Source organism: Hanstruepera ponticola (genome assembly GCF_002940745.1).
Classification (GTDB): domain Bacteria; phylum Bacteroidota; class Bacteroidia; order Flavobacteriales; family Flavobacteriaceae; genus Hanstruepera; species Hanstruepera ponticola.
This window is the reverse complement of record NZ_POTB01000002.1, coordinates 1-16518: the sequence shown is the minus strand read 5'-3', so window position 1 is coordinate 16518 and position 16518 is coordinate 1. Positions and strand designations below refer to the sequence as shown.

15 protein-coding genes are annotated in these 16518 nt (G+C 32.8%); 5 read left to right on the top strand and 10 right to left on the bottom strand.

The genetic code is table 11. The annotated features are described in order from the left end of the window. Positions 1 to 14: 14 nt before the first annotated feature. From C1S72_RS11555 to C1S72_RS11535, 5 genes are all read right to left on the bottom strand, one after another. On the bottom strand, positions 15 to 452 hold the full coding sequence (locus C1S72_RS11555; RefSeq protein WP_104735890.1) for a hypothetical protein: 438 nt from the start codon (positions 450 to 452) through the stop codon (positions 15 to 17). 158 nt (positions 453 to 610) lie between these two features. Beyond that, complete coding sequence (locus C1S72_RS11550; RefSeq protein ID WP_162919978.1) at positions 611 to 988, bottom strand: hypothetical protein; 378 nt, start codon at positions 986 to 988, stop codon at positions 611 to 613. 165 nt (positions 989 to 1153) lie between these two features. Beyond that, positions 1154 to 1948, bottom strand: a complete 795-nt coding sequence (locus C1S72_RS11545) for a cation transporter (RefSeq protein ID WP_104735888.1) — start codon at positions 1946 to 1948, stop codon at positions 1154 to 1156. Between the two features lie 166 nt (positions 1949 to 2114). After that, positions 2115 to 2648 carry a hypothetical protein gene (locus tag C1S72_RS11540; RefSeq protein WP_104735887.1) on the bottom strand — a complete coding sequence of 178 codons (534 nt, stop codon included), beginning with the start codon at positions 2646 to 2648 and terminating at the stop codon, positions 2115 to 2117. Further along, positions 2632 to 2856: a hypothetical protein gene (locus C1S72_RS11535; protein WP_104735886.1), complete on the bottom strand. Its 225-nt coding sequence runs from the start codon at positions 2854 to 2856 to the stop codon at positions 2632 to 2634. Before C1S72_RS11535 ends, C1S72_RS11540 begins: the two co-directional genes overlap by 17 nt. A 393-nt stretch (positions 2857 to 3249) precedes the next feature. On the opposite strand from C1S72_RS11535, the gene C1S72_RS11530 reads away from it, so the two are divergent. Both C1S72_RS11530 and C1S72_RS11525 read left to right on the top strand, forming a co-directional pair. After that, a complete protein-coding gene (locus C1S72_RS11530; protein ID WP_104735885.1) occupies positions 3250 to 4476 on the top strand; it encodes an ImmA/IrrE family metallo-endopeptidase in 1227 nt (408 codons plus the stop codon). 5 nt (positions 4477 to 4481) lie between these two features. Further along, positions 4482 to 5078, top strand: a complete 597-nt coding sequence (locus C1S72_RS11525) for a P63C domain-containing protein (protein WP_104735884.1) — start codon at positions 4482 to 4484, stop codon at positions 5076 to 5078. A 195-nt stretch (positions 5079 to 5273) separates the two neighbouring features. On the opposite strand, the gene C1S72_RS11520 is transcribed toward C1S72_RS11525, so the two are convergent. From C1S72_RS11520 to thrA, 4 genes are all read right to left on the bottom strand, one after another. Continuing rightward, positions 5274 to 5789, bottom strand: coding sequence for a GNAT family N-acetyltransferase (locus tag C1S72_RS11520; RefSeq protein ID WP_104735883.1), 516 nt, complete (start codon positions 5787 to 5789; stop codon positions 5274 to 5276). Between the two features lie 33 nt (positions 5790 to 5822). Next, positions 5823 to 7118: a threonine synthase gene (gene thrC / locus C1S72_RS11515; protein ID WP_104735882.1), complete on the bottom strand. Its 1296-nt coding sequence runs from the start codon at positions 7116 to 7118 to the stop codon at positions 5823 to 5825. A gap of 127 nt (positions 7119 to 7245) precedes the next feature. Beyond that, positions 7246 to 8169, bottom strand: coding sequence for a homoserine kinase (locus tag C1S72_RS11510; RefSeq protein WP_104735881.1), 924 nt, complete (start codon positions 8167 to 8169; stop codon positions 7246 to 7248). 3 nt (positions 8170 to 8172) lie between these two features. After that, entirely contained in the window at positions 8173 to 10620 is a 2448-nt protein-coding gene (gene thrA, locus C1S72_RS11505; protein ID WP_104735880.1) for a bifunctional aspartate kinase/homoserine dehydrogenase I, read from the bottom strand. Positions 10621 to 10911: 291 nt separating this feature from the next. On the opposite strand from thrA, the gene C1S72_RS11500 reads away from it, so the two are divergent. Then, complete coding sequence (locus C1S72_RS11500) at positions 10912 to 12483, top strand: NAD(P)H-hydrate dehydratase (RefSeq protein WP_104735879.1); 1572 nt, start codon at positions 10912 to 10914, stop codon at positions 12481 to 12483. Between the two features lie 31 nt (positions 12484 to 12514). Here C1S72_RS11500 and C1S72_RS11495 read toward each other — a convergent pair whose 3' ends face one another. After that, positions 12515 to 13558 carry a TlpA family protein disulfide reductase gene (locus C1S72_RS11495; RefSeq protein WP_104735878.1) on the bottom strand — a complete coding sequence of 348 codons (1044 nt, stop codon included), beginning with the start codon at positions 13556 to 13558 and terminating at the stop codon, positions 12515 to 12517. Between the two features lie 119 nt (positions 13559 to 13677). Between C1S72_RS11495 and hutH the strand changes: the two genes are divergently transcribed. Continuing rightward, positions 13678 to 15186, top strand: a complete 1509-nt coding sequence (hutH, locus tag C1S72_RS11490; protein ID WP_104735877.1) for a histidine ammonia-lyase — start codon at positions 13678 to 13680, stop codon at positions 15184 to 15186. A gap of 397 nt (positions 15187 to 15583) precedes the next feature. After that, positions 15584 to 16518, top strand: a 935-nt coding sequence (locus C1S72_RS11485) for a hypothetical protein (RefSeq protein ID WP_162919977.1), incomplete at its 3' end; no start/stop codon positions are given.

Below are 16518 nucleotides of genomic sequence, written 5' to 3'. Positions count from 1 at the left end.
ACCACAGTACTTCGTTACCCGACGTTTTTTTCTTTCCGTACAATATGGTGAAATTCTTGTGTCTGTTCCTTTTCCGATTTATATTCTTTTTCGTCTGTTAATATCCAAGAGTTTAAATTCAGATATAGTTCAGTAATTCCTTTCGTTCGAGAATTCTTTTTTCTTGTAGTAAATTCAACTTTAAATTCCGCCTTTACTTTAGCTTCTTTAATTAATTCCTTTTCGATATTGTGCTTTTTTAAATCTTCAGCGAACCATTCCGAAATTTCGTGAAACATATTAAAGTCAGTTTTCGATTCAGCATTGTTGAGTTTTTGAGTTCTATTTAGGAAATCAAATTCAATAATTCCATTTTTCAATTCAACCAAAGATTTCATATCATTCACTATTTTGCAACCGGCGAACATATCACAAAAAATATCAGCATTATGTTGTAGTCTTTTCCTTCTCATTGTTGTATTGTCAAATGTTGGGTAACGTTTATGTATATGGAAAATAGCGTGTTTGTGTGCGAGGATTTTCCGAAGGAAAATCAGATGCAAGCAAACGAGCAACTAACTTTGGTTTAGCCAAACCAGCATTTTTTATATATTGTATTGGCAAAACGTTTTTATTCAGGTTTTCTGTTTTTCAGAGTTTCCCAATTCATAGTTTTTATTTTTTTCGATTCCTTTTTAATACTTTCAATTCCGATTTCGTTCAGCCAGATTCCAACTTGTTCATCAAGGTCTAAAAATTCAGGTAATTTCTCCAAATCTTTTGGATTGTCAGAGTAAAGTCCAATTACAGGATATGCTTCTCCAAATGGATTTTCTAAAGGTATTAGTTCATATTTCACACCTTGAGGGAATTCCGAAAATAGTTCAGGCAATTTAGTTCGGATAAATTCGAGACACGACATAATTAATTCCATATCCCAATTCAATTCCTCATAAATTGGCGGTTCAATAATTCCGTAACCTCTTTGTTTTTTTTCTTTCGTACTCAATTTCCTTAAATGTTTGCCAACGGTTTTGGCTATGATTTCGTTGCGTGGTTTAGCACGTAATTTAGTAAACAAAAACGAACGCGATAAAATTCCGAAGGAATTTTCCAAATAAGAAACGACCAAAGCAATTAATTACACACGTTGTTGTAAGTAGTGCTATTTTGCTTACTTGCTCAATTTTAGTATTCGAAATGCTCCTTGAATTACCAATGCAAAAACGATCGTTCCAATAATCAAATCAGGTTTACTCGAACTCAACCAATTTACCAAAATTCCAGCAATTATTACTCCCAAATTGATAATCACATCATTCGAGGTGAAAATCATACTTGCTTTCATATGTGCCTCTTCTTTACTCTTTGACTTTTGCAAAATGTAAAGACAAATTCCGTTTGCGATAAGTGCAAAAATCGAAACAATAATCATTGTCGAAAAATCAGGAAATTTCTCGTCTCCGAAGAATCTTCTTAAAACTTCTACAAATCCAATAATCGCAAGTGTTATTTGAAAATATCCAGCAAGTTTGGCAATCCGTTTTTTCTTTATTATTGTTCCGCCAACCGCAAACAAGCTAATTCCGTAAACAAAACTGTCCGCAAGCATATCTAAACTGTCGGCAATCAATCCCATTGATTTTGAGATAATTCCTGTTGTCATTTCTATTATGAAAAACGCGAAATTTATCGCAAGTACAGCCCAAAGTAGCTTTTTTTGACTTTCGTTTTCTTTAAATTCCGTTTGGTCTGTTTGTTCCGTTGAGATTTTCTTTCCGCCTAAATTCAGTTCGATAACGGACATTTCGATTTGGTCAATTTCTCCGTTGTGAAAAACGGTCAATTTTCGATTCGGAATGTCAAAGTCCAAATTAGCAATACTTGAAATTCCGTCCAATTTCATTCGGATTAAATTTTCCTCCGATGGACAGTCCATTTTGGTAATTTCAAATATTGTTTTGTTCATTCAAATTCGTGGGTTTTTGGTATTTCTTACAACGTGTTTGTGTATGATTTCGTTGCGTGTTTCAGCAACTAAATTAGCAAATAAACCACAGATAGAAAGTCCGCGAGGACTTTCGTAAGTAGACTATAATTAGCAATGAATTATACACGTTGTTGTGCATAGTGCTTTATTCAGTTGGCTTAATGATTTCAGTATTTTTTTCAGTTGGTAAATCTGTTTTACCAGTGTTTGATTCAATATCATTAGTTTTCTTGACGTTGAATTCGAAAACGGTATCTTGAAATTGTAAAATAAAGGCAATTAGTGCTAAAAACAGAGCAAACAAAAATGCACTAACTAAACCTGACTGTACTCTTTTCCAGAAATCAGGTTTATATGGGATGAGTACTTCTTGTAGGATTTGAGTTTGATTTTCTACAGCTTGTTTTTCAATGTCGGTAGACATTTCTTCAAGTGTGTTTTCGAAAAATGCTTGTAAAACTAATTCCGCTTTTATTTTATAAGATTCGATTGAAGATTCTGATGAGGAAATTTCGTGAAAAGCCTTTAGCGTCTTATTCTTAACAGCAGTCTCGTCTTTCTTTTTTGATTTAATGTAATCTATTTTATCTTGCTTGTAGATAGAATAAGCAATATGTCCTACAATATCATTTTTGTCAGAGACAAGTTTTTCATAAATATGATTAAACTCTTTCGGCATATAAACTTAGAGCTTTTTCATATGCGTTTTTAATATCCTTATTGGTAAAGGTTTTAACTTTTATTCCATTTTTGATACTATAATGCACAACAATATCTCCATTAAAACTATTTCTAACTTTATCAGAAATACCATTTTTAATAAGGCTTTGGTTAGCCTTCCTAACTGTTAATGGTGAAACTTTATATTTAAATGATTTATTTGACATTTTTCTTAAATAATATTATTCAATATAGTACAAATATTAATCCAAACTAATTTTTCTTTAAATTATTTTAATTAATTAATCTCTAAAACGCTATTTTTTGTATTAAAAGCTACGTTTTTGTAGAAGATTAATTTAGTATTTAAGTTCCTAAATTTAATAAAAAAATTGAATATAAAAACCCTCGAGAATTTTCGTTAGAAGGCGAGAACCTTGCAATTTATTTAGAAACATTGTTGGATATTGTGATTTCCGTATAGATAATTATTCTTTTCAATCGATTTTTAATTGTTAATAACATTTTAAAAGTTAATTAAATAAAAAATGTATTGATGCATTTTTTGAAGTACTTTAGTCAAAAATTAAATCAAAACATAAAAGGTACTATAAAACTATATGGGAAATATAAATTCTGATAGTGATGATATTCTAAAAAGACTATTCGAGCCTAAACCTACTAAAATAAAGGAAACTTTAGAGGAATTGTTCATAAATAGACTTGAGAGCTTAAATATTCCAAAAACGACTGCATTAAGTATTATGGGAATGAGTGTTCGTACTCTGGATGGAATTCTTTCGGGTGAACAAAAAATGTTAGATTACACTCAATTAATAAAATTATCTAATTTTTTAGGTACTGATTTAGAGCAAATAGCAACTCTATATTTACAAAAAGTAAATGAAGTTCATAATGTTGGGAAGGATATAAATCGAACCAATGAAATGGTTGAATTTATTAATGAAAAATTCAATTTGGCAGAGCTTAAAAAAGTTGGTTTAATAAAGTCTTTGACTGATTATAATGAAATTGTTAAGTCGATTTGTAATTATTTTGGATTAAAGAATATTTTCGAATATTCTGAACCTGATATTAATGTTGCATTTAGTTCCGGAAAAAGAGCTAAACGTAATTGTAGTGTTAAGAATTGGGTTTATTTAGCAGAACAATCTTGTATTGAATTAAGAAATCCAAATATTTACAGTCGTGATAAGTTAATAGATTATTTCCCGCAGATTAGATGGCAATCTATGGATGTTGAAAATGGTCTTGTAAATGTTATTAAACAATTATTTCAACTAGGAATTACTGTAGTTTTTATTCCATCTTTTCCGTCTTTACACATAAGAGGTGCAACTTTTATGGTAAACGATAAACCTTGTATAGCATTAACCGACTATGTTGGGTTTTATCCAACACTATGGTTTGCTCTTGTACACGAGCTTTATCACGTATTATTTGATTGGGATGAAATACAGCTTTCAAATTATCATATTTCTCAAGAAGGTCAAAAAAGTTTGGATAGTGAATCTCAAAGTGAAATTGAAGCGGATAATTTTGCAAGAGAGTATCTTTTCTCAAAAGAGAAAACAAAAGAAGCAAGTGGATTTATTAATAATCACGAATTCATAAAGCAATATGCTATATCTAATAATGTCGACCCAAGTTTTGCTTACGTATTCTATGCGTTTGATGCTCCAAGTTCGGATAAATATGCTTGGGGAAGAGCAAAAAAGATGAATCCCAACATAACAAAGTTAAAATCAAAATTAGAACATAATTTTTTGGATGATTTTACTTTCGGTGACCATATAAAAAAAGTGAGAAATAAAATTTATAATTAATAGCGATGAAGAATACCAAATTGAATCCTGAAGAAATAGAACAATTAAAGGTTCTACAGGGAAAAGAAAATCAGGACTTACTTAAAAGATTTATTATTGACCAAACAGAGTCAAAAGTAAAGAACAAGTTTTCTGATAAAGAATTAGATACTGAAAATGAAAAACGTAAACTTCTCTCAACAATAGAGGATTTATGGAAAATAAAAAACATTGGAAGTCGAATTTTACGAAAACCAACAGAATACAAGTCTATTTTTACTCAAGACTATTACAAAGAAATGTTTCGTTTAAATAATTGGGAATATAATGGCATAATAGCTGAAAAACCTTGGCAGGCTGGACGATTTACAAATGAGATAATCTATTTTAGATTTTCGCAAGAGGTTTTGCCGTTTTTAAGAATAGTTAATCCATTCGTAATAACTGGAACAAGAAAATACAAACATCATCAATATCTTACTGAAGGTGCAAGAAATGAATTGTCAATATTTATTTCTCAAGCAACAGAAATGATGAGTCAGTTTAACGATTGGGATAGCTTTAGGATAGAATATTGTAAAAAATATAACGTGCCTTATCAGTTAAAATTCAAACTTTTCTAACGTTTTTTTCTTTTCAGCAGTTTGTTTCTCCGCATTATGCACAACTTGTTATATCAGTATAAATATAGTTTTTTTGGGTGTCATTTTCGGGATATGAGAACTTTTTGTTGTGTTTGCTTATGGTCTATAAGATTGCCTGCCAATAGCCATGCAGGAATCCAGTTTTGTTGTTCTTTTATGTAAAAACATGAGTAATTAGTAATCCAAAAGCATTTGATGGTTGGGATTGTAATGGGTGTCTGAAATTTTAAAATCATAGCTTCCTACAATTTCAAACCCAGCTTTTTTATAAAATGCTATAGCTTTATGGTTTTCAACCCAAGTGTAGAGCCACATACCTGTTTGGTCATGGTTTTTTGAGAAGGTCACACAAAAATTAAAGAGTTCTAAGCCTAACTTTAAATGATGATATTCTTGCAAAACATAAAGTCGTTCTAATTTGGTGGTGGTTTTATTAGGAATGTTTTTACTAGTAACATTCAATACCAATTTAGAATAACCAATGGGAGTTTCGTTATGATACAAAATATGGTAATGATTTTTAGCTTGCTTAAGTTCGCGCTCAAATTCAGATATTGAAAATTTTGATTTCACGTAATTCGTAATATCTTTTTTAGAAGCACTGTGGCCGTGAGATTCTAAAAAAGTAGTTTTACCAAGTTCTGCAAGTTGTTTTGCATCTATTGGTGTGGCAGTTAAAATGGTGGTCATAAAATTAATAGCATTTACGTTGTTATCATATATTTACGACATAAGTAGGTAGTTTTTTAATTCTTGGTATGAACCGATTTTGCTGGCTTTCTTTTCTCGGTTCATAACCGCTTGTATTTGTTTGGGCAATGCAACAGTTGTATTGATGGTTTCCTCAACCACATCTAAAAATTTTGTGGGGTGAGCCGTTTCCAAAAACACACAATGGGCACTAGGGTTTTGTTTTAAATAGGCCTTGCTTCCTAAATATCCAACTACACCATGCGGATCGGCAATATAGTTATATTTATTATAGAGTTCTTTCATAGCTTCGCGTGTTTCAGCATCAGTAAAACTAAATCCTGACAGATTCTTTTTCAGCGTATCAAAATCATGATTATAGATTTCTTGAATCCTTATAAAATTACTAGGGTTTCCAACATCCATAGCATTACTAATTGTCTGAACAGATGGTTTGGGCGTATATTCTTGTGAATTCAAATAACTTGAAACGACATTGTTTTCATTATTTGAGGCAATAAAATGATTGATAGGTAAGCCTAATTGCTGTGCCATCATACCTGCGCAAATGTTTCCAAAATTTCCGCTTGGGACTGAAAACACGATATCTTTATACTGGTTATGCAATTGTTTGTAAGCAAACATAAAATAGAACAGTTGCGGTAACCATCTAGCCACGTTAATGGAGTTGGCCGAGGTTAATTGCATGTGATTTGTAATGTCAGTATCTAAGAAGGCTTGTTTGACCATGTCTTGGCAATCATCAAAAACACCATCAACTTCCAATGCGTTAATGTTTTGTCCTAAAGTGGTTAATTGTTTTTCCTGAATGTCGCTCACTTTACCGCTAGGATAGAGGATAACCACATTAACGCCAGGAACACCCAAAAATCCATTAGCAACAGCTCCTCCAGTATCTCCTGAAGTAGCTACTAACACCGTTACTTCATTCTGATTGTTTTGATTGAAATAACCGAGGCATCTTGCCATAAATCGGGCACCAACATCTTTGAATGCCATAGTTGGACCATGAAACAATTCCAAAGTTGATATATGTTCATTTATGGTTACAATAGGAAACTCAAACGACAGCGTTTCATCAATAATTTGTTGCAATATTGATTCTGGAATGTCTGGTTCAACAAATTGTTTGATAGCTTCAAAAGCTATTTCAGAATATGAAAGATTATCAATGTTTCTAAAAAAGGAATCAGGTAAAGGGGTAATACGTTCTGGAAAATATAAGCCTTTGTCTGGTGCAATACCTTTAATCACGGCATCTTTAAATGAGGTATTTGGCGCTTTTTTGTTTAAACTGTAATAAATCATTAATCAAATTTTGTTATCTCGTCAATTCGAGTGTTCCACTCATGTGGAATTTATCGAGAATAAGAGATTAATTACTAAACGTGTTCTCGATACTTTTTCTTTCAGAAAAAACTCGAATAGACGTTCACTATTTTATAATTTTCACACCCTCTTTATTAATTGAAGAGACAAATGTGTAATATTCTATATCTGTTTTTGAATATATATTATCTATAGTTAATTCTACTTGCTTTGCATGAGATTCACCTTTGCTAATTGCAAATATAGTTGGTCCAGCGCCAGAAATACCTGCACCCAAGGCGCCAGTATTTAAAGCAGCACGCTTTACAGAATCAAAATGAGGAATTAATTTTTTGCGATAAGGTTCTACAATAACATCTTGTAGTGATCGACCAATTAATTTGTAATCATTTGTATATAAGCCACTAACAAGACCTCCTACATTAGACCATTGTGTTATGGCATCTTTTAAAGGGATTTCTTGAGGTAACACGTTTCGAGCATCTTCTGTTTTGATTTCTATTTGTGGGTGCAAAGCCGTTATAAATAAATCATCTGGAACTGGTAAGCTAATAACTTCTACAGGATTTAAACTTCTAATTAAAACAAAACCGCCAAACAAAGCAGCGGACACGTTATCGGCAATTGGAGAGCCACAAGCGGCTTCTTCACCTAGCATGGCAAATTGTACTAATTCAGTTTTTGTAAATGGTTTACCTAATAGTTCATTAATAGCGAAAGCAGTGCCAGCTGCACTGGCAGCACTAGAACCTAATCCGCTTCCAGGTTTAAATCCTTTATAAATTTCAATATCTAAACCTATCTGCAAATCCAGTTTCTGGAGCATGGCCTTTATAACGGTTCCTACTAAATTGTCATCGATATCGTAGGGTAGGTTAGCGCCTTCAATTTTAGTGATTATGAGTTGATTGTCATTTCGTTTGGTGAATACCATTTCATCACCTATGCCTTCCAACGCTAAACCCAATGCATCAAATCCGCAAGAGATATTTGCAACAGTAGCTGGCGAAAAAATCTTTATTCTGTCCATAATTTAGTTGGTTCCAATTCGGATTATATCAGCAAACAAGCCTGAAGCGGTAACATCGGCTCCTGCACCAGCACCTTTAATTATCATAGGTTGTTCTGGATAGCGTTGGGTATAGAACATGACAATATTATCTTTTCCTTCTAAATTATAGAATGGATGACCTTCAGGGATTTCCCGCAACCCAACTTCGGCTTTGCCATTATTGAATTCGGCAACATATTTGAGCTGGCAATCGTTGGATTGTGCAGAGGCATATAGTTTTTGAAAATGTGCTTCATCATCAATTAAAGTTTGATAAAACTCATCTACAGAATCACTTTCTAAATTAGCTTTAGTTAAAAAGGATTTATTCTCTATGTCATCTAAATTCATATCTGTGCCACTTTCTCTTGCCAAAATAAGAATTTTTCGGGCCACATCAACACCAGATAAATCAATTCTGGGATCAGGTTCTGTATAGCCTTCTAATTGGGCTTGTTTTACCACGTCATGAAATTTTGTTTTGTCATTGAAATTATTAAAAACAAAATTCAAACTGCCTGAAAGAACAGCTTGTATAGATGTGACTTCATCACCTGAAGCTATTAAGTTATTTAAGGTGTCAATTATGGGTAAACCAGCACCCACATTAGTTTCAAATAAGAAAGGTGCATTATATTTTCGTGATAAGAGTTTTAAATTATTATAGTTTTCCAAATCACTAGAACAGGCTATTTTGTTACATGCAACAACAGCAATGCTTTCTTTTAAGTAATTAGTGTACATTTTGGCAACAGATTCATTGGCCGTAACATCAACAAAAATACTATTTCGTAAGTTGAAAGTCTTTACATGTTCAAAAAATGCCTCTAACGACGCTGATTCACCATTATCAAGATCAACTTTCCAGGTTTTTAATGATAATCCGGAATCATCAAATATCATTTTACGTGAGTTGGAGAGTCCAATGACGCGTAAGTTGATTTTGAGGTGTTCTTTTAAGTATTTTTTCTGCTGCTTAATTTGTTCTATTAACCGTTCACCAACGTTACCAACTCCAGTAATAAACACATTAAGTTGCTTATTCTGTTCTTCAAAAAACCGTTCATGTATAGTGTTTAGTGCCTTTTTTACATCCTTTTGAGCAATTACTGTCGAAATATTTTTTTCGGAGGCACCTTGGGCAATAGCTCGAATATTGATATTATTCTTACCTAAAGCGCTAAATAAACGTCCACTAATACCTTGATGATTTTTCATATTGTCACCAACTAGTGCTATAACAGCCAAATCATGTTCAATTATTATGGGATCAATTTTATGAAGTGAAATTTCATTCTCAAAAGTTGCATTTATAGCTTTTTCAGCTTTTATGGTGTCAACATTTGCAATTCCAAAGCAAATAGAATGCTCCGAAGACGCTTGAGTGATTAAAATCACATTAATTTTCTCTTGGGCTAATGTTTCAAAAAGTCTTTTTGAGAATCCTGGGATGCCCACCATGCCATTGCCTTGAAGGGTGAGTAAGGACATGTTATCTATATGGCTGATACCTCTTGCTATGGTTGTTTTGCCATTGGTGTAATCTTTGGAAATTATAGTTCCAGAAGCTTCTGGTACCATAGTATTTTTTATATGAATTGGAATATTGTAATCCAAAACCGGCTGTACAGTTGGAGGATAAAGTACTTTAGCGCCAAAATGAGATAATTCCATGGCTTCTTGGTAGGACAAGTTTTTTATAGGATAAGCTTGTTTTACCAATTTCGGATTTGCCGTGTACATGCCACTAACATCGGTCCATATTTCCAATCGATTAACTCGTAATGCAGCAGCAATAATCGCAGCTGTGAAATCAGAGCCACCACGACCTAAAGTGGTTTGTTCGCCACCTTCTGATTTCGAGATAAAACCAGGAATAATGGTTATTGATTGTTTAGCATCTGCAAAATATGATAAGATATTAGTATTTGTAAGATTAAAATTAACTTCAGCTTTGGTAAAATTGGAATCAGTGACAATGAGTTCTTGGCTATTTTTTCTCATAATACTGTTGCCACGTTCTTTTAGTGCTTCTGTAATTATATATGAGGATAAAAGCTCACCAAAACTCAAAAGTTTGTCAGTTGTTTTTGGAGATAATTCATTGATTAAATAAATACCATCTAAAAGGCTTTTTAGGGCTTGTAATTTGGTTTCTAAATACTCTTTTGAAGTCGTGTCTTGAGATGAAATTAATTCAGACAATATATTTAAATGAATAGATTTAATATCTTTAAATTCAGATAGATAGGTTTCATTTTTATTTTGAGCAAGTTCTCCTGCTTTTAGAAGCTTATTAGTTATGCCACCAACTGCTGAAACCACGCAAATTAGCGGTTCAGTTTTGGAATAGTCTTCTAAAATACCAATAACTTGTTTTATATTTTCTACGGAGCCTACAGATGTGCCGCCAAATTTTAATACATTCATAATAAATCAGTTGATAAATTGAATATGTTAGTAAGGGAAAAAAGGATAAATTAATTACGGAGTTTTATATAGATTTAACCCCAAAGGGTCGTAAAAAAAGCAACTGTAATTACACAACCTTTCGTAGAAGAAAAGGTTAAAAAATTGAAATGTATTTGGTTTGAAAGTTGCATTTTTTATGTCTATACCTATCAAAAGTATTATTTTTACTGTAATAAAAAAATTAATACCCTTTTTTTGGATTGAAGGGCTTTTTTATTCGATAAATTGTTAAAAACATAAAACAATCACATGAAGATTTTTTCAAAAGAACAAATATATGAAGGCGATAAGTTAACTGCTGAACGTCAAAACATTACTTCTACTGAACTTATGGAGCGCGCTGGAACGCAAATTTTTAATTGGTTGCATATGCGTATGCAAGGTGCTCAAGTACCTATACATGTGTTTTGCGGTATTGGTAATAATGGTGGTGATGGATTGGTTGTTGCGCGTCATTTAATTACACATGGCTATAATGTTCATACTTATATAATTAACTACAGTGATAAACGTTCTAAAGATTTCTTAATAAATTATGAACGTATCAAAGAAACTACTAAATCTTGGCCGATACTATTGGGAGAACGTGATGAATATCCTGAAATGCAGCCACAAGATATAATATTAGATGCTGTGTTTGGTATTGGTCTTAATCGTCCACCAGCACAATGGGTATTAAAATTATTTCAACATTTTAGACAGTCGAAAGCGTTTACGTTATCAATTGATATTCCTTCAGGATTGAAGACTGATCAGGTTCCTGAAAATGAAAATCACGTGGTATGGGCGAGTTATACTTTGAGTTTCCAAGCCCCAAAACTGGTTTTCTTTTTGCCAGAAACAGGTAAATACACAATACAGTGGGAAGTGTTAGATATTGGTATAGATAGGGAATATTTAATAACAACACCAACTGAAGTAGAGTTGATTGGAAAACAAGAGGTTTTACCAATTTATAAGCCTCGAGAAAAATTTTCACATAAAGGAAACTACGGTCATGCGTTAATTATTGGAGGAAGTTATGGTAAAATTGGAGCAGTCACATTATCAAGTAGAGGCGCATTATCTTCAGGAGTCGGTTTAATTAGTAGTTATGTTCCAAAATGTGGTAATGTACCATTGCAAACAAGTTTTCCAGAAGCTATGGTGATTACAGACGAAGACGAACATTATATTTCTAATATTCAAATTGACTTTGAACCAACTGCCATAGGTATTGGAGTAGGAATGGGAACACATGAAGAAACTAATTCTGCGCTTGGGATATTTTTAAAGAAAAATAAATCAGCATTAGTTATTGATGCCGATGGTTTGAATTGCATTTCGCAAAACAAGGATTTAATTAAATTATTACCCGAAAACACCGTTTTAACTCCTCATCCTAAAGAGTTAGAGAGATTGATAGGACAATGGAAAGATGACTTCGATAAACTATCAATGGTTAAGGCGTTTTCTGTAAAACACAAGGTTATTGTTGTATTAAAGGGTGCAAACACAATTGTTGTAATGGGTGAAAAATTGTATGTCAACACTACTGGAAACCCTGGATTGGCAACTGGAGGAACAGGTGATGTTTTAACTGGAATAATTACGGGACTTATAGCGCAAGGGTATGATCCTTTAGCGTCATCGGTTTTCGGCGTTTATTTGCATGGAAAAGCTGCAGATATTGCTGTTGAAGATTTAGGGTATCAAAGCCTTATAGCTTCTGATGTTATTGATGCTTTAGGTGAAGCTTATATTGATCTTTTTAAACTGCCTGAAAATCAAGAGCCTATTGAAGAAGAAAGTAATGATAAACAGCAAAAAAAGCCACAATAATGTGGCTTTTTTGTTTTGAGAATTTATGAGATTATATATTTAATTCCGTAAACAGTTCTTTTAATTTTTCACTTGATGGTCTTGGTGCATCTGGTGTCACAACGTTACCATCAGGATCTATAAGAATAAAACGCGGAATACCATTTATTTTATAATTCTGAACAAATTCAGATTGCCAGCCTTTTGGAGCAAAAATTTGGATACCACCTAATTCTTTATCTTTAACCATGGCCTTCCAGTCTTCACGTGCTTGGTCCCAAGATCCTCCATGAGTTCTGTCATCATCAATAGACATACTTACAAATTGAATGTTCTTATCATGGTATTCTTCTTCAATAGCCTTTAAAGCAGGTATTTCAGCTTTGCATGGTCCGCACCAGGTTGCCCAAACATCAATGTAAACATATTTACCTTTTAAATCTTCTAATGATGTTTTAGTGCCATCATAATTTTCATAGTCTTCAAACGTCGGAGACTCTGCACCTTTAGGTAGTTCTTTTTTGAGAGCTATAGCTTGACCAATATATCTTTTGTAGGAGTCGAGCATAGGTTCTAACGTTTTATTAGCACTATTAGTTATTGAAGTATCAATGTCCTTATTTGATGCATAAAATTCGCTCAATTGAGTTTTTATATTAGCTAACCTTTCTTCTAAAGTTTGCATGTCTTCAATAGTGCTTAACTCCTCAAAGTCAAGTAACTTTTCTTCCTTTAAGGCCTTTGTAGCTAAAAAATTACTATGTTCTGATCCTTTTCCAGTATATTTTGCTGTTTCATCAAACATTTTTGCGTCTAACGTCATATCAATTTCATAGCCATTTTTTAGAAAAACAGAAGTGGATTCCGCTCCATCATAAAAATTATAGATGCCAGTTTCAACTTTAAGAGTGTCGCTAAAAGTGCCATCAGCGTTAACTTTTATAGTCTTTGAGTAATCTCTGGTTCTCAAAACTATGGAGTCACTATTAGGGTTGGTGATTTTACCTGAAAAAGTCACATAATCTTTAGGAGCTTCTTCTTTTTTTTCACACGCAAAAATTGATAATGCGCATAGTAATATTAAAGTTCTTTTCATGGGTTTGTTTGTTTAATTTACCAAAAATATAATTTTAAATTAAAATCTTATTTAATTATTGATATTTGTTTGCATAATAAACAATGAATGTGGAATTTTGAAACCGTTAAAATATTAATATGGATTCATTTCACTACATATCATCAGAAACTTTAAGTATTGAGAAAATATCAGATATCATTTCTGAAGACAAAAAACTTGCGCTTTCCGAGGAAGTCATCCAAAAAATAAATACTTGTAGAGAATATCTAAATGAAAAGTTGAGAGGTCAAGATAAGCCCATTTATGGTATTAATACTGGTTTCGGCTCCCTCTACAACATTAAAATCACTAAAGAAAATCTTACTAAACTTCAAGAAAATTTAGTTATGTCTCATGCTTGTGGGATGGGAAAGCATGTACCAAGTGATATTGTAAAAGTTATGTTGCTTTTAAAAATTCAATCGTTAAGTTATGGACATAGTGGTGTGCAATTGGAAACTGTTGAAAGGTTGATAGCATTTTATAATAATAATATATTACCAGTTGTATATACCCAAGGTTCTTTAGGAGCTTCGGGAGATTTAGCACCTCTTGCTCATTTGGCACTACCACTATTAGGTAAAGGAACCGTTTTATATAATGATGAATTTTGTGAATCTAAAGATATTATTAAGTTGTTTAATTGGAGTCCAATTAAATTGCAATCAAAAGAAGGTTTGGCTTTACTTAACGGGACACAATTTATGAGTGCTTATGGAACTTGTTTATTGATAAAATCATATAAACTATCTTATTTAGCAGATTTAATTGGTAGTATTTCACTAGACGCTTTTGATGGTAGAATAGAGCCTTTCAATGAACTAGTACATTTGGTTAGACCTCATTCAGGTCAACTCAAAACAGCAGAGCGAGTTAGAGAATTTCTTGATGGGAGTGAATTAATTAAGCAAGAAAAAGAGCATGTTCAAGATCCTTACTCCTTTAGATGTATGCCTCAAGTTCATGGAGCAACAAAGGATACTCTAGAATTCGTAAATAAAACAATTACAACAGAGATAAATTCTGTTACTGATAATCCTAATATCTTTAGTCAGGATGATGAGATTATTTCTGGAGGGAATTTTCATGGGCAACCGTTGGCGCTTGCTTTGGACTATCTTAAAATTGCTATGGCTGAATTAGGGAATATTTCAGAAAGACGTATTTTTCAATTGGTTTCTGGTTTAAGGAAATTACCAACATTCTTGGTTGATAATCCAGGATTGAATTCAGGGTTTATGATACCTCAATATACAGCAGCTAGTATTGTAAGTGCCAACAAACAACTAGCTTCGCCTGCAAGTGTCGATAGTATTGTTTCAAGTAATGGTCAAGAAGATCATGTTAGTATGGGAGCCAATGCTGCAACTCAAGCTTACGACTTAATTAATAATATTGAACGCATATTGTCAATTGAATTATTTAATGCTGCTCAAGCTATTGCTTTTAGAAGTCCGATAAAATCTTCTGACTTTATTGAATCTTTTCTAGCTGCGTATAGAAATGAAGTTGCTTTTGTATCAAATGACAGGGAGCTTTATATTGATTTAGAGAACTCCTTGAATTTTCTTCAAAATTTAACAATTGATAATACTGAATTGTACTAATTAGATTACACATTATCTAATAAAAATGTCGATTATCTAATTTACTTTGAAACGGGTATGTGAATTATTTATATTCGTTATCAGAATATTTTTTCTAAATTTATTCTTCCTACAATTTTAGCATTTAATTGGTTAATAGCATTTAAGTGCCTCAATTTTACTTCATAAGAATAACTTGTTATTTTTAAGATGTTGCTCATCTTGAAAGTAATCGTTGTATTACAACAACTGTGTTATGTTAACGCATTATTAATCAAACTAAAATGTTATGTTAATGTACACTTTTACCTCAAAATTGAGAGTTACCAATTGTTGGAGCTCTCTAAAAAAACTATGTTCTTTTTGGGATAAAAAAACCATTCATTCTAATAGCAGTTATAAACTGTTGTTAACGTTAATGGTTTTTTTGTTTCTATCTTTTCAAGGTTTTAGTCAAAGAACTATACTTGGAGATGAACAGCAACAAGCTGTTATTACAACAAATGCAGTTGATTCTAATTTAGGATGTAACCCTATTGTGGTTCCACCTGAATTTGATACAGATGTCAAATGCGATATTTTTGTTACTACAAACGGACCACAAAATGCTGGTGGATTTGATTGTAGTTTTTCTCAAACGTGGACAGCATATTTAGTAAAGAATTGTGGTTACACCGCAACCCCAGTCTCTATCACATATACATGGACAGAAGACAATCTGCCTCCCAAGGTTAATTGTAGTGCAATTCCAGGAGGTGATCTAGGTTGTAACCCTGAATCTATACCAAGCGGAGAAAGTTTAATAGATTTTATAACAGTAGATGATAATTGTTTTGGAGCAGCTGATAATTCAGTTGTTTTTGTTGATGAAACAATACTTGATGATGAAGGATGTGAGAGAAGTGTAACATATATCTTCAAAGCTACAGATCCATGTGGTAATACATCATATGATTTTGAAGCTTGTAGTGTAACATACACATGGACTTTTGATGATGAAGCACCAGTAATCACAACAGATGATGAGAGTGGTGATTTAGGCTGTAACCCAGAAGTAGAGGCACCAATGTTTGGAGCAACAGACAACTGTGGTGTAGGTGAGCCAATAGTAACAACAGCAGGTCCAACAAATGACGGATGTGCATACAGCCAGACATGGACAGCAAACGTGACAGATGATTGTGGAAACCCTGCAGAAGAAGTAAGTGTAACTTATACATGGATAGTAGATACAGAAGCACCAGTAATCACAACAGATGATGAGAGTGGTGATTTAGGCTGTAACCCAGAAGTAGAGGCACCAATGTTTGGAGCAACAGACAACTGTGGTGTAGGTGAGCCAATAGTAACAAC